This is a genomic window from Acidobacteriota bacterium (assembly GCA_003225175.1).
Lineage (GTDB): Bacteria > Acidobacteriota > Terriglobia > Terriglobales > Acidobacteriaceae > Gp1-AA112.
In genome coordinates this window covers 71,515-93,365 of the sequence record QIBA01000033.1, presented here as the reverse complement: position 1 = coordinate 93,365, position 21,851 = coordinate 71,515, and the positions used below count along the sequence as shown (strand labels likewise).

Annotated in this window: 18 protein-coding genes and 1 tRNA gene; 8 read left to right on the top strand and 11 right to left on the bottom strand. The window is 55.9% G+C overall.

The window, feature by feature from the left end:
* Positions 1–34: 34 nt before the first annotated feature.
* Together DMG62_05165 and DMG62_05160 are read left to right on the top strand one after the other, a co-directional pair.
* On the top strand, positions 35–772 hold the full coding sequence (locus DMG62_05165) for a hypothetical protein (protein PYY24107.1): 738 nt from the start codon (positions 35–37) through the stop codon (positions 770–772).
* A 61-nt stretch (positions 773–833) separates the two neighbouring features.
* The gene (locus DMG62_05160) at positions 834–1,862 is read left to right on the top strand and encodes a radical SAM protein (protein ID PYY24106.1); all 1,029 of its coding nucleotides are present in this window, start codon (positions 834–836) and stop codon (positions 1,860–1,862) included.
* Positions 1,863–2,166: 304 nt separating this feature from the next.
* On the opposite strand, the gene DMG62_05155 is transcribed toward DMG62_05160, so the two are convergent.
* Complete coding sequence (locus DMG62_05155; protein ID PYY24105.1) at positions 2,167–3,021, bottom strand: phosphate ABC transporter substrate-binding protein; 855 nt, start codon at positions 3,019–3,021, stop codon at positions 2,167–2,169.
* Positions 3,022–3,077: 56 nt separating this feature from the next.
* Positions 3,078–4,229: an acyl-CoA dehydrogenase gene (locus DMG62_05150; protein PYY24104.1), complete on the bottom strand. Its 1,152-nt coding sequence runs from the start codon at positions 4,227–4,229 to the stop codon at positions 3,078–3,080.
* Positions 4,230–4,495: 266 nt separating this feature from the next.
* Between DMG62_05150 and DMG62_05145 the strand changes: the two genes are divergently transcribed.
* The gene (locus tag DMG62_05145; protein PYY24103.1) at positions 4,496–5,425 is read left to right on the top strand and encodes an NADPH:quinone reductase; all 930 of its coding nucleotides are present in this window, start codon (positions 4,496–4,498) and stop codon (positions 5,423–5,425) included.
* Positions 5,426–5,535: 110 nt separating this feature from the next.
* On the top strand, positions 5,536–5,796 hold the full coding sequence (locus DMG62_05140; GenBank protein PYY24102.1) for a hypothetical protein: 261 nt from the start codon (positions 5,536–5,538) through the stop codon (positions 5,794–5,796).
* A gap of 100 nt (positions 5,797–5,896) precedes the next feature.
* Here the strand turns inward: DMG62_05140 and DMG62_05135 are convergent, their stop codons facing one another.
* Complete coding sequence (locus tag DMG62_05135; GenBank protein PYY24101.1) at positions 5,897–6,214, bottom strand: hypothetical protein; 318 nt, start codon at positions 6,212–6,214, stop codon at positions 5,897–5,899.
* 69 nt (positions 6,215–6,283) lie between these two features.
* On the opposite strand from DMG62_05135, the gene DMG62_05130 reads away from it, so the two are divergent.
* Positions 6,284–7,537: a TIGR03118 family protein gene (locus DMG62_05130; GenBank protein ID PYY24100.1), complete on the top strand. Its 1,254-nt coding sequence runs from the start codon at positions 6,284–6,286 to the stop codon at positions 7,535–7,537.
* Between the two features lie 616 nt (positions 7,538–8,153).
* Here DMG62_05130 and DMG62_05125 read toward each other — a convergent pair.
* Positions 8,154–8,552 (bottom strand): hypothetical protein, encoded by a 399-nt coding sequence (locus tag DMG62_05125; protein ID PYY24099.1) that lies wholly within the window; start codon positions 8,550–8,552, stop codon positions 8,154–8,156.
* A 440-nt stretch (positions 8,553–8,992) separates the two neighbouring features.
* On the opposite strand from DMG62_05125, the gene DMG62_05120 reads away from it, so the two are divergent.
* Complete coding sequence (locus DMG62_05120; GenBank protein ID PYY24098.1) at positions 8,993–9,376, top strand: hypothetical protein; 384 nt, start codon at positions 8,993–8,995, stop codon at positions 9,374–9,376.
* Positions 9,377–9,452: 76 nt separating this feature from the next.
* Here DMG62_05120 and DMG62_05115 read toward each other — a convergent pair whose 3' ends face one another.
* The 5 genes from DMG62_05115 to DMG62_05095 all read right to left on the bottom strand — a co-directional run bounded on the left by DMG62_05115 (position 9,453) and on the right by DMG62_05095 (position 13,394).
* Entirely contained in the window at positions 9,453–9,794 is a 342-nt protein-coding gene (locus DMG62_05115) for a transcriptional regulator (GenBank protein ID PYY24097.1), read from the bottom strand.
* Positions 9,775–10,227: a vanillate O-demethylase oxidoreductase VanB gene (locus DMG62_05110; protein PYY24096.1), complete on the bottom strand. Its 453-nt coding sequence runs from the start codon at positions 10,225–10,227 to the stop codon at positions 9,775–9,777. Before DMG62_05110 ends, DMG62_05115 begins: the two co-directional genes overlap by 20 nt.
* 92 nt (positions 10,228–10,319) lie before the next feature.
* On the bottom strand, positions 10,320–10,601 hold the full coding sequence (locus DMG62_05105) for a hypothetical protein (protein ID PYY24095.1): 282 nt from the start codon (positions 10,599–10,601) through the stop codon (positions 10,320–10,322).
* Positions 10,602–10,703: 102 nt separating this feature from the next.
* Positions 10,704–12,611 (bottom strand): pyrroloquinoline quinone-dependent dehydrogenase, encoded by a 1,908-nt coding sequence (locus DMG62_05100; GenBank protein PYY24134.1) that lies wholly within the window; start codon positions 12,609–12,611, stop codon positions 10,704–10,706.
* Between the two features lie 150 nt (positions 12,612–12,761).
* Positions 12,762–13,394 (bottom strand): DUF4230 domain-containing protein, encoded by a 633-nt coding sequence (locus DMG62_05095; protein ID PYY24094.1) that lies wholly within the window; start codon positions 13,392–13,394, stop codon positions 12,762–12,764.
* 215 nt (positions 13,395–13,609) lie between these two features.
* Here DMG62_05095 and DMG62_05090 point away from each other — a divergent pair.
* Positions 13,610–13,686, top strand: a tRNA-Arg gene (locus DMG62_05090).
* A gap of 518 nt (positions 13,687–14,204) precedes the next feature.
* Here DMG62_05090 and DMG62_05085 read toward each other — a convergent pair.
* Together DMG62_05085 and DMG62_05080 are read right to left on the bottom strand one after the other, a co-directional pair.
* Positions 14,205–16,727: an ABC transporter permease gene (locus DMG62_05085; GenBank protein ID PYY24093.1), complete on the bottom strand. Its 2,523-nt coding sequence runs from the start codon at positions 16,725–16,727 to the stop codon at positions 14,205–14,207.
* Between the two features lie 414 nt (positions 16,728–17,141).
* Positions 17,142–18,998: a sodium:proline symporter gene (locus DMG62_05080; protein ID PYY24092.1), complete on the bottom strand. Its 1,857-nt coding sequence runs from the start codon at positions 18,996–18,998 to the stop codon at positions 17,142–17,144.
* A 149-nt stretch (positions 18,999–19,147) separates the two neighbouring features.
* Between DMG62_05080 and DMG62_05075 the strand changes: the two genes are divergently transcribed.
* The gene (locus DMG62_05075; protein PYY24091.1) at positions 19,148–21,847 is read left to right on the top strand and encodes a beta-mannosidase; all 2,700 of its coding nucleotides are present in this window, start codon (positions 19,148–19,150) and stop codon (positions 21,845–21,847) included.
* Positions 21,848–21,851: the final 4 nt, after the last annotated feature.

The following is a 21,851-nucleotide window of genomic DNA, read 5'->3' as shown; positions in this document are numbered from 1 at the left end:
GCGACATTTACTTCATTGATTGAGGAGGATCTCTATGGCAAAGCTGGGCCGTTCAACGATGATCCGTTTCCTATTTTTTGCGGCGCTATTCCTTGCTTCGAACTTGTGGGCGCAAGAGCGCGCGCCGATTCTCGAGCAGATCGCTAAAACGTACGGTCTCGACTCGTTTGGACAAATCGAGGCTATCCGCTACACCTGGAATGCTGAAATCCCCGGAGTCTTCAAACTCAGTCACAACTGGGAGTGGGAGCCTAAGACTAATAAAGTCTCTTACGAGGGGAAAGACAAAGACGGTAAGCCGGTCAAGGCCACTTACATCGAGTCTCAGCTCAGCAGCCAGCCAGACAGCGTGAAGAACGAAGTCGAACCGGCTTTCGTCAACGATAACTATTGGCTGATCTTTCCTTTCCATGCCTACTGGGACAAGAGTGCTACGGTGACCGACGAAGGTATGAAGAAACTGCCGGTGGGAACTGGCTCGGCCAGGCTGGTCGTAGTGAAGTATCCCGCGGAAGCTGGCGGGTACACGCCCGGCGACACCTGGGACCTCTACGTCGCCAAAGACAACCGCGTGCAGTACCTCGTCTACCATCGCGGCGGGCCCAAGCCGCCACAATTAGTGATCGCCAGCTGGGCAGGCTACAAAAAGGCAGGTCCGGTGCTTGTCTCAACCGAGCACCGCGGCACCGCCGACGGCAAGCCCCTGCACATCTTCATCTCAGATCTGGCGGTTAAGCTGACCGGTTCGAATACCTGGGTGAAAGCGCAATAAGTCGCGCGCAGTAAAAAGCTATTTCCACGTGCTCTCGCAACTGTAAAATGCGCGGATTCCGATGAAGACTAAGTTCGATCTGGATATCGCGCGAAAGACGTTCGCGTCTGGCCTCTTGCCGGAATTGATCTCTGTTCTGCGCCGCGGTAGGCCGGGCGATCTTGTCGCGGTGATCGGCGACGAAGAGAGCATTGGACCTGAGTTGGAAACCTGGTGCCGATTCACCGGAAACCCACTCCTGGAGACCACGTCCGAAAATGGCCGCACGCGGTGGGTTTTCCGTTTTGGGACTGCAGCAATGCCTGCCGAAGAAAATCGGCCGGTCGGTTCCCGCCTTTGGCTGTACACCAACTTCGACTGCAACCTGCATTGCGACTACTGCTGTGTGCGTTCCTCGCCTACCGCGCCGCGACGAGAGCTGGGGCTCGAGCGTGTACAGCGCATTGCGCGTGAAGCTGCCGAACTTGGGGTGAAAGAAATTTTCGTCACTGGAGGCGAGCCGTTTCTGCTCGAGGATATCGGCGAGATTCTGCTGGCCTGCGCTGCGGCCGCTCCCACTACTGTGCTGACCAATGGCATGTTGTTCACCGGCCGTCGCGCGGAAGGCTTGCGAGCGTTGCCTCGCCAGCGAATTGTTCTGCAAATCAGCTTGGACAGCCCAACGCCAGGGCGGCACGACCTCCATCGTGGGTCCGGAACATGGGCTCGAGCGCGCGCAGGTATTCAGCACGCTCGTGCGCAGGGGTTTAGAGTGCGGCTGGCTGCAACCGTTTCAACTGATGCCGAGGCTGAGGAGTTCCGTCAGTTCCTCGACGAAGAGAAGATTGCCGCAGAGGACCGAGTCATACGCCGTATGGCGTTGCGCGGCGCTGCCAGCGAAGGTGTTGCCGTCAGTCGAGCCGATCTGGTGCCGGAAGTCACGATTAGTGCTGATGGTGTGTACTGGCATCCGGTGGGGGCGGAAGATGCCGACCTGCTGGTTACGCACGACATCTTTCCTTTGGCTGAGTCCTTCGCTGCCGTCCGCCGCGCTTTCGAGCGCGAAGGCGAACACGCAAGTAGACTGGCGAGAATCTTTAACTGTGCGTGAAGCTTGTCCGCGCTTACGGCCAAAAATCTGGCTGGTTGAAGAGCCTGCGGAAAGATGGTGTGACAACTGAAGTGAAAATCGCTTAGGGAAGGGCACTGGCTTCAGCCTTGCCGTGCAGTCGTTCCAAATCAGCACAGCTTTAGCCGATGAGCTGAGTCTTTCTTTCGTGCTCCAACCTCAAGCGGGCGCTAACACTCCAAGACAATCGATAGAACTCGCCTAAACGGCACGACTCAAAGGCGTGCCGTTTTCTAAAGCCTGAATGATTTTTCTGAAGCTCGTAAGGCCAGATCGCCTCAGCCTCTCAGGCCGATTTGGCCAATGCCTGCTGCAACAATCCCTGTTGCGCGGCCGCGTGCCGCAAGGCCGAGTAGCCATCGAGGTGAGGCGTTACCCAGCGCTGCAGCCCTTCCGCATCGAGAATCGCGCGATGAACTGGATTCTCGTAGTCCATAGCTAAGAGCGCTTCGACAAACCGGCGCTCCTGTTCGAGGGTAAGATCGGGCCGGGCCGTGAACATGCAATGGTTGTACGCCGGAGAGGACCATATCTCACAGAGGCCTCTTTCCGGCACCAGGCGCTCCTTGCGGACGGTGTCCCAAAATGGGCTGCCGATAGCGCCGGCGTCGGCTCGACCATCGAGAACGGCGCGAACGACCTCCACTTCGCTGGTACCGGTATCGCCGTGTTTCCCGACGTCGCTGTCGAAGCGCAGCGTTCGGTAGTCCCTTCCTTCGCACATCCCTTGCTGCTCCAAGAAGTGAACAGGAAGGATCGCCGCGTGTCCGCTGTCTCGGCTGCCGAGCGCGAGCGTGCGATTTCTCAAATCCGCGAGTGTCGAAATGGGACTTCCGTTGACGGCGATGATCGTGGTCATCCAGCCGAGATCGGTGTCGCGCATAGCGATTGCACGACAGGAGTGGCCACTCCACTCATCTGCCTGCAGGTAGGCCAGGTTCGTATTCCAGGCAATATCGATACGCGGCACCGCCTCGCCGGGTTGAGCGAGCAGCGCGAGGACCTGCGCCTCATAGCTCTGGAACAGCACGACCTCAACATCAAGATGTGCTTCCTCATGAAAATATCCCCGCATCCCCTCCCAAATCGTGACCACTTTGGGATTGTATGCAACAGCTCCTAACCAGATTGTCTTGCGCATAGGCCTCCACGGCGGCATTTCACAAAAATATTTTCTTGCTTTTCGCAGCCGCTCATCTAGAAGAGCGGCATGCCTAAAAGGGCCTTTCCGATGAACTCGCGCAGAACATCTCCGGTTGGCGCCATCACAGCGCCCGCGTGCGCATCGCGGAAGAGGCGCTCGATGCCCAAATGTTTTGAGAAGGCCGCACCGCCGCAAACGCGCATTGCGGCTGAAGTCACGCTAATCGCGACGTCGCCGGCAGCGGCTTTGGCTTCAAGCACGCGCAGCATGGTGGTCTCGCGCGGGTTTTCAAGATGGTCGACTAAATCGTCGATGCGTGCCGACAGCCCATCGGTCTCGATCTGCATCGTCGCGAGCTGCGCGCGTAGCGTAGGCAGGCTCTCGCCGAGGCTCTGGCCGAGGTGCTCGAATTTTGCAGTCTTCAGATGCGAGGCCGTCCCTGCAACCGCCGCTCGGCACAATCCCAATGACACCGATGCTGATCCCAAATTGAACAGCGGGAGCACCATGTTCAACATCGCGGGAAAACCTGCGCCGTCGTCCGTGAGTTGAAAATGGGATGGCACTTCGCACTCTTCGAGTGCGATTGGCGCAGAGGCGTTGGCGCGAAGTCCCAAACCGTCCCATGGACCGGCAACGGATAGGCCGCGTGTTCCTGCCGCAAGAAGATAAAGAGTTGAGTCGGTAGGTCCGTCGCCCTCAGGCGCAAGCGCGGAAACGATGTAGCTCTGCGCATGGCCCGCGCTGGTGACCCAGGATTTCTTCGCGCTAATGCGTACGCCGCTACCGTTGCGATGTGCTCGCGATATTGGTGCCCAGAAATGACTGCGTGAGCCGGCTTCACTGAAAGCGAGCGTCGCTAAATGGCGGCCAGCGCCGATCTCCTGCAATATCGGCGTGAGTGCCTGAGCTGCGCTTGGACGGGCTGCCGCGATCGTGGCGGCGCCCATGATGTGCATTACATACACCATGGCGACAGAAGCGTCTGCCTCAGCGAGCGCGGCGGTGACAGCCGCAAACGTGCGTGGTCCCAGGCCTGAACCGCCAGAATTCGTGGATAACAAAAGCCCGAGCAGCCCGGACTCTCCGAGTGATTCCACCGCCTCCGTGGAAAATCGTCCCGCCTTGTCGTTTTGCCCTGCACTTGGCGCCAGTACACGACTGGCCAGCTCGCGAGCTTTCGAAACGGCTGCTTCATGAGTCATGAGGCACCTGTCTTCACTATATGCAGCGGAGCCAAGATTGTACGCTGAGCCGCGCGTGCAGGATCAAGCTTCGCGGCCAAATTTTCGGAGCATCAAGCGGATGTGCCACTCGGGACACCACCGGGAACTCCGCAGCATTCAGCATTCAGGCACATCGAGAGCATACGCCGAGCGTATATTGGTATGCGCAACGGCGACGGTCTTGAGTTGTGCGTTGCCAACTTCTCTCCGCAGTCAACAGCCAACCCATCATCCTTAATTCCTCAATGGAGATCAGCATGAAGGCCATTCGAATTCATCAGTATGGGGATGCCGATACATTGAAGCTGGAAGATGTGCAGCGAGTATCCATCGCGGACGACCAGGTTCTCGTTCGAGTTCACGATGCCGGAGTTAATCCAATCGATTGGAAGATCAGGCAGGGGTATCTGAAGCAGGTGATGCCCGCATCCTTTCCGCTTACCATCGGGCAGGACTTCGCTGGTGAAGTGGCAGATCACGGCAAGGCTGTCGATCGCTTCGCAGCGGGGGATCGGGTGTTTGGTTTTGCGCAGGGCGCATACGCAGAATACGTTGCGGCCTCGGTTTCTGAAATCGCCGCGATGCCTGCATCGATGGACTTCGTCACGGCAGCCGCGCTTCCGACTGCTGGATCGACGGCGCTGCAAGTTATCCGTGACGTCGTGAAAGCGAAGTCGGGCATGACCATTTTGGTACACGGCGCCGCCGGCGGTGTGGGCTCGTTCGCCTCGCAGATTGCGAAGAACTTTGGAGCCCGCGTGATCGGCACGGCTTCGGGTGACGACATTGAATACCTCAAGTCCATCGGAGTCGATGAGGTGATTGACTATCAGCGCGAGAGGTTTGAGGAGAAGGCGGGCGAAGTCGATGCGGTGGTCGATCTCGTCGGTGGCGACACTCTGGTGCGCTCATACATGGTGGTGAAATCCGGTGGTGTGCTCGTCACCACGGTTCAGCCAGTCGATGAAGCAGCCGCAAAACGGGCTGGCATCCATGCGGTTATGGTATTTATGCGCAAGAATGCGGCAGACCTGAAGGAACTCGCAAAGCTGGTCGAGCAAGGCGCTTTGAAGCCCAGACTGGCTCAGACGATGAACCTCAGCCAGGCGAAAGAAGCGCAGGAACTTAGTGAATCCGGCGGGACACATGGGAAGGTGATACTGAAGGTAGCCTGAGGGAAAGGCGACAAGTTAAAGGGAAGAGGGGATAGTACATCAGAACTGTCCGCGGTAGGGATGGGTTAGAGCGATCGGGTGATTCAATTGGCCACAGAAGGAGCACATCAATGGGCGATCGAAATAAAAAGGATGAACTCGGGCCGGCGTCGGCTGGTCAGTCTGGCGACATTCAGCAATTGTCTGATCTGGCTGATGCAGATTCGGAGAGTGTGGAGGAGCTTCTGGAAGAGGGGAATGCGTTCGAGGCTGGTGTCGTTGAAGGCGTCGAGGGCGCTGAGTCGCCGGATGTCTCTGAGGTGAAGACGCGCGAAGTTCCGGAAGATGATGTGCCGGGCGAGTACTTAGAGAATGATGAGGATGTAGCGTGAGCGAATAAATCGGGGAGCACTTAGTCGCGTCGACAGTCGAAGACAAAGCCGTGCTAGCCGCTACCGCAGGTGGTTTTATCTGCCTTCCAGGACATGCACGTCAGGTTCGCTCAGCTTTGCTGGATTGGCGATGACCTGGACCTGACGATTGTTCCGTCTCTGATCGTGAAGCTGGGGCGTCTGAAGAGCCTTCCCCGTGGATCCCACAGAATCCCAAGGCTCCGTCGATGAGCATCTGCGCCTCTGCCGACTTTGCCCACTTGCCTGCCACTTGTTCCATGCTGACACTCACCCGGTTCCAGTAGTCTGCACGGCGTTTCCCATTCTGGAACGTTAAAGCTTCGATAAGACCTCCAATGAAGGAGGCGCCATCACAGATTGGGACGAAATGGATCGGGATGAAGCGGCCCGCTCGCATTGACTTGTACTCACCTTGGGACGAAAATACGCGACGCCTACAGCTTTGCCAAAGGAAATCCCGGTTGGGATGCAATTCACCATCCGACAAGTTCCTACAGCAGAGCTATCGCTCAGAGGAGGAGTTGTGAAGACCATCCGTCGATTCCTAGTCATTGCAGCATTACTCAGTGGTTCGCTTCTCGGCACAATGTCGGCCCAAAATGGTTTCGTCGAAACCGATCTTGTCGCTAATACATCGCCCTTGACTGATGCCAATGGCATCATTCATACGCCTCTCGTGGCGGATGATCACCTTAAAAATGCCTGGGGTGTGGGTGCATCCGGTACTTCGCCCTTTTGGATTTCTGACAATAACGCGGGTGTCTCCACGCTTTACCGAGTTACAGCCTCTGTTCCAGTGGCCACGCTGGGACTGGTAGTTTCCATTCCCAGGCCGGGAGATCCGCTGGGGAATTCGGGAACACCGACAGGACTCGTCTTCAACATTAATGGTGGCGCAAACGGCGGATTCAAGGTCTCGGGGGTTGACGCGAACGGAAAGCCGGCCTCTGCATCGGCGGCGTTTTTGTTCTCGACAGAAGATGGAACGATTCTCGGCTGGAATCCAGGAGTAAATCCGCTGGGCTTTGACCCTGTGCGAGACAAAGCGAAGGCAGGCACATTCGCGATTATCGCAGTCGACAATTCCTCCAACCCTGATGCAGCCAACGGCGCTGTGTACAAGGGACTGGCAATCGCCACCGATAGCGCAGGCAGGACTTTGTTGTACGTTCCCAATTTCCGTTCCGGGAAAGTTGAGGTGTATGACAACACCTTCTCTACACCGCGCAATTTGCCGGCGAGTGCGTTCTTTGACCCGAAACTGAAAAAAGGCTATGCACCATTCAACATAGTTCTGATGAACGGAAAGCTCTTTGTCAGCTATGCCGTACAGGATGAGACGAAGCACGACGATCTGGCCGGTGAGAGCCACGGCATTGTGAACACTTTCAATCTCGATGGCAGCGGGCAGGAGCGATTCGCGCAGTATGGGCAGCTCAATTCGCCCTGGGGAATGGCACTCGCCCCCGCCGGTTTTGGTCAGTTCGCCGGCGATATTCTGATCGGCAATTTCGGAAATGGCCACATCAACGTGTACACTCCGGGCGGCGAATTCGTGGATAAGCTCCGCGATCCGCATGGACAAGCGATTGTCATCGACGGCTTATGGACGCTGAGAGTCGGCAACGGTGGCAACGGTGGTCTCACTAACACAGTGTATTTTACCGCTGGTCCAAATCAGGAAACTGACGGACTTTTTGGCGGTCTCACGCCGCAATAGCAGGCAACGGGGAACAGCCGGGGACCAGGTTGTTCCCCGGCACTCCAATCTCCGTGCTCGCCATAAATCCTCGGCTTCCGGTGGAACTTCTTGACAGAGGAAGGTGTCTTATTCTGCGGAGGAGTCTATGCACCGTCAGATTGCCAGCCGAATGCACATGAAATACAGGCGTAGTCGGCCAACCAGCGCGGCTGATACAACTTTTTTTCCCATCGCGATGATTGTGGTGCTCACCGTTGTGCTCGTGCTACTCATGCTCCTCGCGGCGCACCGATAGCCTTTGACGAGATTGCGACCGCCAGGTTTCACGTATCGCCGAGCCTCTAGGCGGAGGTTTGATGCTGCTCTGGTCGATTGCGTTCGCGCAAAAGACAATCGTCACTGCTAACGTGCCGCCTGCTCGCCGTTCTGAATTGAATCAGACACTTTACGCAGCCGCTCGAGGATCTCGGAGGGAAAAGGACACGCCTTGCGCGTCGCCTGATCGATATGCACGCCGGTCAATTCTGAATTGGCAGCGATTTCTTTCGATTCGTCGTGCACAGTCTCATGCTGAAAACGTACTAACAGAGGGCGCCCTGCGGATGCAGGGCGCCGCTGAGTCGAAGGGAATCGGTTACTGGTTTGCCGCAATGATCGTGACAGATGGTCCCTCTGCACCTTGAGCGCGTTGTGTCTGCTTACGCGAGGATGCAAAGTGGAGCTTGCCACGGAGCGTCACCACATCGCTCAAAAAGTATTGATCGCCGATGTGACGGAACACTAGCTTAGTTCCGGTGACGGTGTCGTCGATTTCGGTGGCTCTAGTCAAAATTCCGCGATGATCGCCAATGAACGCGAGACCCCTATTGTCGTTTGGGAGTGACTCTCGAATGGTATAGGTGGCCGCCGGCAGTGTGTTTCCACCGACCACGAAATCAAACGGGACCGCAACCTTCAGCGCCTGAGCATTGGCCGTCGCCGCAGTGCAAAGCGTGACTCCCGCAATGAAAAACAGAGCAACAAGTTTCTTCACAGCTTTCTCCTTGAGCGCGTCTCTTTAGTATGTGCGCGCATCGATATAGAGCGTTGCAGCTGTGTTAACGATTCCGGAAGAAAGAGAATCTGCGGGAGCAAGTGTCATTGTGGGACTGGAGGGAAATGGAATGGGATTATTGTGCATCGCCATAAGATCGCAACTGCTGGCGCGCTCTTTACTCTGACTCTGAGGGAAGGATTCGGGCGATGAACAGCGGTCGGGTTTCCTCTCCAGCCTGGCCTTCCCGTGAGTGGATCGGGAGAGCGCCGTTCGGCGCAAGCTGAAAATCAGTAGTTATAAGGGGAGCATCGATGCTCCCCGCCTGTCCCTGCTTTTGATCCCGCGTTTCTTCCTTATTTACCGGAATATCTGTAACCGATCAACATTTCCATTCATCTTCGATTGCGACTGCATTCCCGCACATGCTCAAGTGTTGAATCCGTCGAGCCGAATTGGGAGTTTGCAGCCTTGACACGCACCCCAACGGGATTGCTCCGAAACCATTGCCCTTCGGTAGCGTAACCTGGCAGAGTTCCTTCGACAGCAGCAAGGTGTGGGCGCAGAAGAAGAACGCGGTTCCCGCAGGTTCGGAAGATAGTTGCCCAAATGATGGCGCAATCGCCTGTCTCTTATTGCAGTCAATAGGCTCGGACAACGGTCCAACTGGGGGCAGCTTCCTGACGCAAACTACGTTCATCCAGCGCCTGAACACCAAAGGTGGAACTGCGCCGGCTGATGGTTGCTTTACCTCTGCCGATGTAGGCAAGCAAGCCTTGGTGCCATACTCGGCGGACTACTACTTCTTCCGCAAACAGGAATAGTTTCATTACGCGGTTGACTTCTCGTGAGTAATGTTTCGCGACGAGAAAGGAGGGCGGCTGGGGGAGCCGCCCTTAGCTATTTCTCGACAAATGCTTTAAGCCTGGACAATGTCTCGTCCCACTGCTGCGAGACAATATCCAGATAGAGTCGAAGTTCGTCGATTGGTTCTGGATTGAATTTGAAGCGGCTCTCGCGACCTTCGCGGATGCTGTACACGATCCCAACGCTTTCCAGTACGCGAAGATGTTTGGTGATCGCCTGGCGCGTAAGTCTAGTGCCTTCGGTCAGCTCAGAAATAGAAGTGGGTCGCCCACGGCTGAGCTTCGTTACGAGCCGCAGACGCGTCTCGTCTCCCAAGGCTGCGAAGACAGGCGCCTGGCGCAGTACGGCGAGGCGATTATGGGTTGCTGGCGACATAGCTCTCGATGTTGTGGATCTGAGTCTCCCATCCGCCTTCGTTCATGCGAAACGCTTCCTGGCGGCGGTCAGCCGGTATCTGGTCGAAGCCGGATTCTGTGACCACAAGCAGCGTGCCGTGCGCAGTCTTCTCCAGCCTGAACTCGACAAGGGTAGGCTTCTCTTTCGAATAATCCCTTTTGGCATCGATTCCGGCCGGATGCCAGGTGAACGAGAAAAGACGCTCCGGCTCCATTTTCTGCACGACGGCTTCCCACTTCAGGTGCTCGTAGCCGGAATAAGTAACTTGTCCATGTGAAGCCTCGCCTGGTTTGAATGGGCCATCGATTTTCACGCGAAACCATTCGCCAAATTCTCGATAATCCGTTAAGGCGCGCCAGACCCGCGAAACTGAGGCTTTCAATTCGATGCGCTTCTCGATACGGTCGGTCATCCAGTATGCAACCTCCAAGTTGCATATTAACCGGAGGCAAAATAAAAGGCAACCATAAGGTTGCCTGTTACTGAAGGCATTACAGGTCGTGTCTAAACCGCACGCTTATTCGGTTTTGCAAGCCAGCCGATAACGAAGCCAATTGCCAGTCCTGCCGCAGCTGCAGATCCCACTGCGGCCAACGGATGCCGCTTGATTTGATAACGGCTGTCATAGAGTACGTCGTCGGCTGTGTTCTTGGCCCGCCTCATGCCACGGGATACTTCTTCATATGCCGAGTCCACCGTGCGGCGAAGGTCTTCAACCACTTTGACGGGCAGGCTGGATACCTCTGAGCGGTGTTTTTGTATTTGTCTAACCGTGCTGTTCTTCATCAATCTACCTCCAAAAAGTCTGGGCACATCCATTAAGGATACCGATGGAATAGAGGTGAGACACGCAAAGTTTTAAAAAAAAGCGGAGTAGCGGACTCGCGGTTATGGCAGCGTGAATGCCATCACGTAGTCGCCCTGCTTCGTTCCAAGCTTGCCGTGTCCACCCGCGCAAATCACAACATATTGCTTGCCGTTAAGCATGTAGGTCATCGGCGTGGCCTGGGCGCCGGCAGGCAGTTCGAAGCTCCACAGCTCCTTTCCTGTTTCGGAATCGAACGCTCGCACGAAGTTGTCCATGGCCGCGGAGGTAAACACCAGGCCGCCTGCCGTAGTCATGGGTCCTCCGAGGTTGATGGTGCCGGTGCTCTTGCCAGGAATGAAGCTTCCCAGAGGCACTTCCCACGCCTTCTTTCCCGAAAAGAGATCGACGGCCGTCACAGTGCCCCAGGGCGGGGCATTGCAAGGCACCTGGCCAGGGGAGAACAGGAATGTCCGATATATTCCAAACGGAGCCGGATCTTGATCGCCAAACTCGCCGTAGATTCGGTTGTCTTGATCTTTGTTGGTCTCCGCTTCATAGTTAGCGCGTGGAATGAGCTTTACCCATGCGACAAGTCGATTCGTATTGACGAACATTAAGTGATGCTGCGCATCGTAGGCGGCTCCTCCCCAATTTACACCCCCCACGTTCCCAGGAGCTGTCGCCGTGCCTCGCAGCGTCGGTGGCGTAAAGATGCCCTCCGCACGAGAAGCGTTGAGCTTGTCCTGGCACCACTTCAAGGCTTCCGGAGTCGGTCCCCAGGCATCGGCCGCAGAGATTTTTTCTGGAACAAGCGAGATGGTAGAAAACGGCTGCGTGGGCCACGTCTCCTCGCCGGCAATATCCGTTTGCGGGAACGGACGTTCTTCCACTGGAAGCAAAGGCGCGCCCGTGAGCCGGTTCAGGACAAACACATGGCCCATTTTGGTATTGATCACTACAGCCGGAGTTCCGTCCTTCCAGGTGAATAGTGTGGGCTGAGCTGCGACATCGAAATCCCAAAGATCGTGATGCACGACCTGGAAGCCCCAGACAAATTCCCCGGTAGAAGCGCGTAGAGCCACAACAGAATTCGCCCACTTGTTATCGCCTTTGCGGCCTCCGCCGTAATAGTCGGGAGCGGCGCTGCCTGTTGGGATGAAGACGAGGTCATGATCCGCGTCGACTGAGAGCGTTGACCACGCATTGCCACCGCCGGTGCGAGGCTTCGTGTTCTGTGCCCATGGAATCGGGTCCCAAGTCCATCGCAGTTTGCCGGTGCGGGCGTCAAAGGCGCGAACAATGCCGCGTCCGGTATCAACCTTCCAATTATCGGCGATCGAGGATCCCACGATGACGAGGTCTCCGGCGATTGCCGGAGCAGAGGTTACTTGATATCCGCCGGTCCATTCTGTCTGGGTTGCTGCATCACGATTAAGATCAATCTCGCCCTTAGTACCGAAGTCGCTGCAGAGCTTTCCGGAGTCGCCATCAAGAGCTGCTAGACGAGCGTCGAGAGTGCCGATGAAAATGCGCAGACTGCACGGTTGTCTAGACTTGGCTTTCGCGTCGCGCCATGCCGAGACGCCGCGCGAAGCAACTTCCGAGTAGTTGCGTTGCAAATTGACGTGTGGATCGTACTCCCACCGCTTCGCGCCGGATTGCGCATCGAGTGCGATCACATGATTGTAGGGAGTGCTGAGGAAGAGAACCCCATTCACCAGGATGGGAGTGGCTTCGAAGGCTGCTTTCTTTATCAGCCGCGTTGGGGTGTCATTGGCGCCGGTGCGATAAGTCCATGCAATTTTGAGGCGCGCAACGTTTGTTCGACTTATCTGCGACGCAGGCGAGAAGCGAGTTCCTCCAGGATCATTGCCATAGGTGGGCCATCCCGCTTCAGAAGCAGACTGAGCGTGGAGAATGGCGAACGATATCAGGAGAGAAAACAACAGAGACCGATGGCAACGGAGAGATCGTTTGCAGGTTTTCATTGAAATTGTGCGTATGCAGAACCACAGCACCACCAACCCCAAAAACAACAGCACCACCCGCTACCGCAGGTGGTTCCGCTTACGTTAACGGGCAGCGATCAAAAAGACAAACAAAAGGATCGAGAAAAATTGAAATCAGGAGGTTAACGTTCAATTCACCTCTACATCTGTAAAGCCAAGAGCTTGGACCAAAGCCGTAACCGTCCCTCGGGCATTGGTCGAAGCATTGTTCAGGATGCCATCGATCAAAGCGGCCTGCAGGAGCTGGCGTTCGGCTTCGGCGCGAACCTCTGATTCCAGATTGGGATCGGCTGGCACGAGCAATCCCGTCTCACGAGAATAGACTCGGGTCTGGTTGTTATCGACACGCGTGGAAAAAATCTCCGCGCGAGGCAGGCTAATCTTCACCTGCTTTCCGTTTACCTGGACATCACTGGATTGCAGTTTGCCTAAATCGACGCCAGCGAACACTTCGCCACGCACAATCAATAGCAGGCGCTCGCCTGCCAGGGATTGCGGCAAGAATCGACTTTGCCTCTCGCCTGTGACTACCTTTTCGAGTGTGTATTTCACGGATTCCAGCCGCTGCAGACGCTGGATGCGCTGCACGATCGCAGGCTGATCGAGATCGACATGCAGAACCCTCTGAAGCCAGCGGCCACGACCAGCGGGATAAGAAACCAGGAACAGCAGGAACACTGCTGTTACAAAGCCAGCCAGGAAGATTCCAAGTCTTCCCAGACGGCTTGGAGCACGCAAGTTGTCTGTTGGCAGGATCGACATCGCAAATTCAATTGACTAAGACGAAAACTACAGTCAAAGGCAAGAGCAAAGCAAGAGTCCAGTCAGGAGGACACGGTTTCAAACATTACCAATCTTAGTTTGCGTCCAACGCGCCTCGCCGATCTGATCGAGCAGCCACGCGGAGCTTCGGTGCATTGAGCGGCCTCCCTCGCGACAGGTAAAATCGGTAAAGTGGACTAAAAACCCGCGAGTGTGGCCCTGTAGCTCAGATGGATAGAGCAGCGGTTTCCTAAACCGTTGGTCGGGTGTTCGAGTCACCCCAGGGCTACCATTTTGTCGGCAATTTGCCTTAGTGCCAGCTTCGGTATAGCGCGAATGCCAGACATCCAAGCGTAATCAGGAGAGACAGGAGATCAAGGATGATCTTCGTCTTTTGTGCCGCTCTGCGGCTTGATGTTGGGATGTTTTCGATGTTGATCACGGAACCGGTCCCTCAGCGCTTCGATCTATCCAGATTGAGCGGCAACTCCCATTTTGGGCAGGAAGTTATGAGTCGCTGCTGACAGGGGACAGTATTCATCCAAAGTCGTATATCCGCAATGTACCGTAGTAACGTTTCTTCCGTAATGCCAAGCTGAAGCAACCAACTCGTGATTGGCAACCATCGCGCTCAGAGCGCATTGTTACCTGTGTGCGACAAGGCTCAGACCGCGATTACGCGGGTTATCTGGTTTTGCCGAGGCGAGCGGCGTAAAGTGCTGGCATGATCATCTGGGAAGACGATTTCACGGCTGCTCAAAGGCCAGGTTTCTTCTGGGTCATGTTCCCGCTTCAGTAAGCCCCTGAAATCTACTCATATCTCAATGCCTTTGTTGGGTTCACGCCTGCTGCGCGGCGTGCCGGCAGCGTCGCGGCGAGCATAGCTACGCCTGCGATGACCACAACAACTCCGATTAGAGTCAGTGGATCGGTGTTGGATACACCGTACAACTGGCTGCGCAGGTAGCGAGCAAGCAACAGGGCAGCCGGCACGGCGACCACGACGCTGATTCCGGCGAGCCACAATACCTCGCGCAAGACCATCTGTACGACCGAGCTCCGGCTCGCGCCGAGGGCCATGCGAATCCCAATTTCACGCGTGCGCTGCGCTGTGGAGAAGGCAAGTACTCCATATAGTCCAATGCCGGCCAGAAAAGTCGCCAAAATGCCAAAGCTCACAGCAAGAAAGGCAACGATGCTTTCGTTGGTAACGTTGTTGTTGATCTGCCGGTCCATCGTGAGCAGAGAATCGAGTACCAATTTCGAATCGAGGTTCTGCATGGCAGTACGGATCGTATTCATGGCCTGCTCAGGCGCTTGCCAGGTGCGGATATAGAACTGCATGTACGTCAGGCCGTTCTTCGGATCAACCTGCATGTAGGGTATGTACACGGTCGGCTCTATCTCACGGCGAAGATTGCGGTGTTTCGCATTCCGCACAATTCCAATGATCTGAAAGTCAGGCTTGTTCTCAGGCCCTCCCCCACGCGCGAAATTGTGTCCAACCGCCTTCTCGGGAGTTCCAAAGTAACGGCGGGCAAAGGTCTCATTCACGATGGCGACTTTCGCGGCGCTTGCGTGATCCTGGTTATTGATGTCTCTTCCAATTAAGAAGGCAAGTTTAAGAGTATCGAAATAACCCGGGGTGATCTCCGCCCACTCGACACTCATTCGTTCGCCCTCGGCCGGCGTATAGCCGGGGATTCCTATGCCACTCATGCTCTGATTATTAGCCAGCTCAGGATCGCTGGTGGCCGCGGCTGAGCGAACTCCGGGCAGTACCGCCAACGTATCGATGATGCGTTTGTAGAGGTCCAAGTTCTGGTTAAGCTGGTAACCTGCATAGCCCGGCGAAATGCCAAACGTCACCAGATGATCTGAAACAAAACCGACGTCAACGTTTTTCAGGTTATGCAAGGTGCGCACAAATAGTCCCGCTCCAAACAGAAGGAGCAGGCTAAGCCCCATCTGCAGAGCAACAGAACTGCGGCGCAGCTTCAGTTGACCACCGCTGGCCGTAGTAAGTTGTTGCTTCAACGTCTGTACCAAGTCGGGACGCCAGAACTGGAGCGCTGGTGCGAGGCTGAACAAAAGCCCAACCGTGACGGAAACGGCGAAGTTGAAGACTAGTACGCGCACATCTGGCGACGGGGAGAAGGGAATCTGGCCCAATGAATCGGCCCAAATCTTGCGAAGCAATAGCTGGGTCACTTCGGGAGCAATGGCTAAACCCAGCACTCCTCCACCAACGCCGAGCACCACTCCTTCGATCACGAGCTGCTGGACGACTCGCATACGCGAGGCTCCCAGCGCATATCGCACCGACATTTCGCGAACTCTTCCGGCTGCACGCACCAGGAGCAAACTAGCGACATTGGCGCATGCAATGAGAACGACGAGCCCGACCATCGCCATCACGATCACGAGCGGCGTGCCGATCTGATCGCGCACGGGAGAGAATCCTTTAGCCGCCTCGTGCAATTTCAGATGGGACTTGGCGACGAATCCTTCGCGAAACTTTGGTGTCGCATTGGGAATCGCCTTGAGTTCTTCTTCGCGCAGTGAATGCCAGAGTGGCGCCAGGCCAGACTCCGCCTGGGCGAGTGTCATGCCTGGCTTGAGTCGTCCAACGATATTCAGCCAACGCGAACGCCGGTTATCGAGATCGTTCCATCCCGGAGTGATCTGCGGCTTCATCATCATTGGAGCAAAAACGTCGGGCGCGGCTCCAAGGACGAAGCTCTTAAAGCCGGGCGACGCTACTCCGACGACCGTAAAAGGATGGCTATTTACCAGGATGGTGTCGTTCACTACTCGGGGGTCAGAACCGAATCGTCTCTGCCAATATCCGTAGCTGAGCACGACGACAGGATTGCGTTCCTGCGCCTCATCATCCGATTGGACGAGCACCCTGCCTAGCGCGGATTTCACGCCAAGAACGTCAAAGTAATTTCCCGATACGAGCTCGCCTTGCACCAGTTCGGGTTGGTTGTGCCATTGCACTCCGACCTGGACCTGGTCGGTCGCTACGGTGCCGGTGAAGACTGAATTCTTGTCGCGGAGATCGCGATACATGGGATAGGAAAAATAGTCATCACCGTCCCCGCCATAGGCGTTGATTCTTCCGCGATCGCTTCCCGTGCCCTGGAGCATCACCAGCTGCTCAGGGTCCTGAACCGGCAAGCTGCGCAACATTACCTGATCGAGCAGGCTGTAGATCGCCGTGTTCGCGCCGATGCCCAACGCGAGTGTCAGGAGCGCGGTCACCGTGAAAGCCGGCGATTTTGTTAGTTGGCGCAGCGCATAGCGAAGGTCCTGCAGAAAGCGGTCCATGGGACTCCTCAGTTATGAACACACGGATTCGGATTTCCAGATGCATCTGGCTATCCACGAGAGGTGGCTGTAAGTAACTGACTCTACGTTCCCAATCGGCGGCAACATGGCCGAAATAGACGCGGGACGTTCGATTTTGAACAGCGGGCGTAAGGCAATCCCCAGATGCTATGGCCAGCGCCGAAGGCGCGGAATTCTGAAGCCCATGTGCGATTAAGCCGTGGGAATGTGTGAAATCGTAAGCGAGAGCCCGAAGGGCGGCATTCCTGAGAGGACACGATGAGGATCCACCATAGGCACGAACAGCGAAGAATGCCGCCCTGCGGGCTCGTATTTGTTCTTGGTCCCACATCCAGGCCGGTCGCACATCGGCTACAGAATTCCGCGTCTTCGTCGCTGGCCTTGGGAGTGAGATCAATGACCGATAAAAGCAGCGGTCTCCGTGCCCGGCTTGCGCGCATGTTCCGGCTCTTCGACAAATGAGCGGAGCTGCTTCAGCAAGAGCAGCAGGCATACGATTCCGATTGCGAGCAAGACAGTTCCACGAGTGGGTTGACCAAGGATTGCGTATCCTGCGCCGAACAAAAATGAATAGACCATCGCGCATCCCAGCAGCCAGAGTGCGAGATTGCGGCCGAGATCCCGTGTGGGCTTTACGTCTTTAGCGATGGCCGCCACGTGCTTCCATCCGCGTACATCGGGACGGACGTGCCGGTAAAAGCTCACCAACACCTCCTGGCTCACCGGTCTCGTCATGAATGTGGCGGTCAGCCAGGCCACTGTGGTGATCGCCGTAGTTATGCTTGCGCTCTTGGCAAACACTACGGCGGAATTTCCCGAAAAAGGATGCATAATCCGCAGCGCGAGTGAAACTACCAGCGCCACAACCATCGCGCTGATCTCGCTCCAGGCGTTAATGCGCCACCAATACCAGCGCAGCAGATAAACCGCTCCGGTTCCTGCACTGAGTTCAAGCACCCACTGCCAGCCAGACTGAATGGATGCGAGTTGTGCGGCTACAAGCGCTGCGCAGACTACTAGAAACACCGTGACCAGGCGCGACACGAGAATGTAATGCTTCTGCGATGCCTCGGGTTTGATAAAGCGCTTGTAGAAATCCGCGACGAGATAAGAGGCGCCCCAATTGAGCTGCGTCGCGATGGTCGACATGAAGGCTGCGAGGAATCCCGCGATAGCAAGCCCGCGCAACGAAGTAGGAAGATGCTGCGTGAGTACCAGCATGTATCCGTCTTCTGGATGACGTCCGGCAGCCGAACCGTCCAGATTTGGGTACAGAACGATCGCGACCAGCCCAACGAGAATCCAGGGCCATGGACGCAGCGCGTAGTGCGCGATATTGAACCACAGCACGGAGAGCAGTCCCTGTTTCTCATCCTTGGCGCTGAAGATTCGCTGAGCGATGTATCCGCCCCCGCCGGGTTCAGCTCCGGGATACCAGAATGCCCACCACTGCAGACCGAGATAAGCGAGCAGTGTGATCACGGGAAGTGTCCACCATGTCTCCGCAGTGAGTCCGCTGGAAAAGTCAGGAAATAGCTTTAATGGATTGCCATGTAGACTCGTGGGCATAGGGGGTTGCGCGACTTGCAATTTTCGCAGCAGTTCGTGCATGCCTCCGGCTGCGCTGATTCCGTAATACGCAACTGCGATAACCACTCCCATTTTGAGAACGAACTGGAACAGGTCGGTCCACAAGACGCCCCACAATCCGCCGATGGCAACGTATAAACCCGTAAAGGGAACGATCACGAAGATGCAAATTGCCAATGCTGTGTGCTCGCTCACGCCTATCACTACGCTTACGATGCTGATCATCGCCTTCGTTACCCAACCGAGAATCAGGCAGTTCATGAGCAATCCGACATAAACAGCGCGAAAGCCGCGTAGAAATGCCGCCGGCTTGCCTGAATAGCGCATCTCCGCGAATTGCACATCGGTTAGCAGTCCGGATCGACGCCAAAGTCTGGCGAAGAGGAACACGGTCATCATTCCGGAAAGCAGGAACGACCACCAAAGCCAATTGCCAGCGATGCCCTGCGTGTACACAAGCCCGGTCACAAGCAGTGGGGTGTCGGCGGAGAAGGTCGTCGCGACCATCGACGTTCCGGCCAGCCACCACGACACGGATCGGCCCGAGACGAAGTACTCTTCCATGCTGCTGCCGGAGCGTCCCCGGAAGTACAGCCCCATGAGGATAGTGATGCCCAGGTAGCCAATAATCGCCGACCAATCGAGCCAGGTGAGATGCATGCGGGAAGATTAGCCGCGAACGAGATAAGAGGCAATCAAAAGCTTCAAGAGAACGATTTATGAAGTCTTGTTTCGGCCTGCTTTGCGCCTCAGGGATATTGGTGGTAAAGAGGTGCTATTATGCGCAACGCCGTAGCAGATTCCTGACGATGAAAAAATTATTCTTCCTGCTGCTCGTGCTTACTTTGGCCTTCATTCCCTCAATGTCATTGGGCGCTTCCGTCCAAAAGCAACTGATCGATCTGAATCATGGATGGCAATTCCGGCTTGCGCCTGACAGCTCTCTGAATCATGTTCCCGGAGTTGAGCCTGACGTGGATTCGGCTACGCTGCAGCGAGTGGCCGGTTGGACGCCGGCGGAGGTCCCCGGCTGCATTCAGACCGATCTGCTGCGCAACAAAATCATTCCCGAGCCCTTCTATCGCGACAATGAGAAGAAGTTGCAATGGATCGGCCTGGAGGACTGGCAATATCAAACAAGCTTCGACGTCTCTGCAGCCATATTCGCGCGTAAGCATATTGAGCTTATGTTCCAGGGGCTCGATACATACGCGACAGTCTTTCTCAATGGTCAAGGCGTGCTGCACGCGGAGAACATGTTTCGCATCTGGCGCGTCGATGCGAAGCCTTATCTAAAGCAGGGGAGCAACACACTGCAGGTAGTGTTTCGGTCCCCGATCAACGAAGTGCTTAAGCACATTCAGGGCATGCCGTACCATTTGCCGTCTATCTCGGTGCATGACGCGGATGTAGAGAAGGGAATTGGCACCGATCCGTATACGCGGAAAGCTCCGTATCAATATGGCTGGGATTGGGGTCCACGCTTCGTCACCATGGGCGTGTGGAGGCCAGTAACGCTGGAAAGTTGGGACGAGGCCGTGATTCGCGATCTGCACATCGCTCAAGACGAAGTTACCGCGGACGTCGCGAACATTGCTGCAAGTCTCGAGATCGAAGCGGGGGCTAACGCTCCAGCTAAAGTGACGATCAGCTACACGTCGCCTGAGGCTAAAGCTGCAAAGAAGATCGAGAGAACCTTCACATTACTTCGCGGTGCAAACCGCGTTACTGTTCCGATCGAGATCGAGAAGCCCGCTCGCTGGTTTCCTTCCGGATACGGACCACAGTCTTTGTATGAATTCTCAGCAACACTGGAGATCCGAAAAGGATCTGTGGATCAGGCGAAGACTCGTACTGGTTTGCGTTCCCTCCAGCTTCGCCGCGATCCCGACCATTGGGGCCGGAGTATGGAGTTCGTGATAAACGGCATTCCCATATTTGGAAAAGGTGCAGATGTCATTCCGTTCGACAGCTTTCCCTCGCGAGTAACTGCTGAAACATACCGCGAGATTCTGCAGTCAGCCCGCGACGCGAACATGAACATGATCCGCGAATGGGGAGGCGGAACTTATGAGAGCGACGAGTTCTACAACATCTGCGACGAGCTGGGGCTGATCATCTGGCAGGACTTCATGTTCGGCGGCGATATGCACCCGGGCGACGCAGAGTTCCTGGACAACGTGCGTCACGAAGCCGTCGATCAGGTCAAAAGGCTACGCAATCATCCCAGCATCGTGATCTGGTGTGGCAACAATGAAGTGGAAACCGGATGGATGCACTGGGGAGATCGCCAGCAGTTCAAGGCCGAGGTAGGGCAAAAGACAGCAGAAAAAGTCTGGCAGGACTACATGGTGCTCTTCAATCGGGTGCTGCCTGATGTCGTTATTCAGCATGGCCAGCCAGTGCCGTACTGGCCGAGTTCTCCAAGCGCCAACTTCGAAGATGATCCGGATACTCAGCGCATCGGCGACATGCATTACTGGCAGGTGTGGCACGCGCTGGCTCCGATTGAGAACTACAAGCAGCAAGTGCCGCGATTCATGACCGAATTCGGATTCCAGTCGTTTCCCGAAATGAACACGATCAAATCCTTCAGCACACCGGAGGACTGGGACATCAGCTCCGCGGTAATGCTGTCGCACCAGAAAAATAAAGGGGGGAACGGAAGAATCTATGACTACCTGTTGCGCTACTTCGGTCAGCCGAAGGATTTCGCCTCCTTTCTGTATGCCAGTCAGGTGATGCAGGCGGAAGCAATCAAGATGGGAGCTGAGCACTTTCGCCGCAGCCGCCCTCGCACGATGGGCTCGCTTTACTGGCAGCTCAACGACTGCTGGCCAGTGGCGTCGTGGTCAAGCATCGACTATCACGGGCGTTGGAAGGCATTGCAGTACTATGCGCGACGCTTCTACAACGATCTGCTGGTGAGTCCAAACGAAGAGAACAGCGCACTGCAGATTTACGTTGTTTCGGACAAGCAGCAAGTTCAGCCAGCCCAGTTGCGCGTACGGTTGGTGGATTTGGCCGGCAAGGTGCTCGAAGAGAAGTCCGCAAATATTCAGGTGAAACCTCTTGCCAGCGATGTTTACTTGAGCTTGCCCGTGACGGAGCTCTTAGCTCAGCGCCAACGCGAGCAGGTCTTCATCGATTCTCAGCTCCTGGTAGCGGGCAAGTCTGTATCTCGCAATCTGTATTTCTTCGCAACAATGAAGGATATTCGCCTGCCACGGCCGGAGATCAAGGCGAGCATTGAGAGCACTGGGAATTCATATCGAGTGACTCTGCAGTCTTCGCAGGTCGCGCGAGATGTGTATCTCTCCTTCGGCGATCTCGATGCAAAGTTTTCGGATAATTACATAGACCTGCTTCCCGGCGAGTCTGTCCAGATCGACATCACCAGCAAAGCTTCTCTCGATCAATTGCGGCAGGCGATGAAGGTAGTTTCTCTCTATGACGCGTTTCTTCCTCAAACAGAGCACGAAGTGTCAGGCCGAAGGGCGAGCCCGTGAGCGC

Excerpts from the sequence above, each read along its gene's own strand:
- DMG62_05105 (PYY24095.1), bottom strand. The coding sequence starts at position 10,601 with ATGAAGAACAGCACGGTTAGACAAATACAAAAACACCGCTCAGAGGTA.
- DMG62_05150 (PYY24104.1), bottom strand. The coding sequence starts at position 4,229 with ATGACTCATGAAGCAGCCGTTTCGAAAGCTCGCGAGCTGGCCAGTCGT.
- DMG62_05085 (PYY24093.1), bottom strand. The coding sequence starts at position 16,727 with ATGGACCGCTTTCTGCAGGACCTTCGCTATGCGCTGCGCCAACTAACA.
- DMG62_05145 (PYY24103.1), top strand. The coding sequence starts at position 4,496 with ATGGAGATCAGCATGAAGGCCATTCGAATTCATCAGTATGGGGATGCC.
- DMG62_05075 (PYY24091.1), top strand. The coding sequence starts at position 19,148 with ATGAAAAAATTATTCTTCCTGCTGCTCGTGCTTACTTTGGCCTTCATT.
- DMG62_05080 (PYY24092.1), bottom strand. The coding sequence starts at position 18,998 with ATGCATCTCACCTGGCTCGATTGGTCGGCGATTATTGGCTACCTGGGC.
- DMG62_05160 (PYY24106.1), top strand. The coding sequence starts at position 834 with ATGAAGACTAAGTTCGATCTGGATATCGCGCGAAAGACGTTCGCGTCT.
- DMG62_05135 (PYY24101.1), bottom strand. The coding sequence starts at position 6,214 with ATGCGAGCGGGCCGCTTCATCCCGATCCATTTCGTCCCAATCTGTGAT.
- DMG62_05140 (PYY24102.1), top strand. The coding sequence starts at position 5,536 with ATGGGCGATCGAAATAAAAAGGATGAACTCGGGCCGGCGTCGGCTGGT.
- DMG62_05095 (PYY24094.1), bottom strand. The coding sequence starts at position 13,394 with ATGTCGATCCTGCCAACAGACAACTTGCGTGCTCCAAGCCGTCTGGGA.
- DMG62_05165 (PYY24107.1), top strand. The coding sequence starts at position 35 with ATGGCAAAGCTGGGCCGTTCAACGATGATCCGTTTCCTATTTTTTGCG.
- DMG62_05155 (PYY24105.1), bottom strand. The coding sequence starts at position 3,021 with ATGCGCAAGACAATCTGGTTAGGAGCTGTTGCATACAATCCCAAAGTG.
- DMG62_05130 (PYY24100.1), top strand. The coding sequence starts at position 6,284 with ATGCAATTCACCATCCGACAAGTTCCTACAGCAGAGCTATCGCTCAGA.
- DMG62_05100 (PYY24134.1), bottom strand. The coding sequence starts at position 12,611 with ATGAAAACCTGCAAACGATCTCTCCGTTGCCATCGGTCTCTGTTGTTT.
- DMG62_05110 (PYY24096.1), bottom strand. The coding sequence starts at position 10,227 with ATGACCGACCGTATCGAGAAGCGCATCGAATTGAAAGCCTCAGTTTCG.
- DMG62_05115 (PYY24097.1), bottom strand. The coding sequence starts at position 9,794 with ATGTCGCCAGCAACCCATAATCGCCTCGCCGTACTGCGCCAGGCGCCT.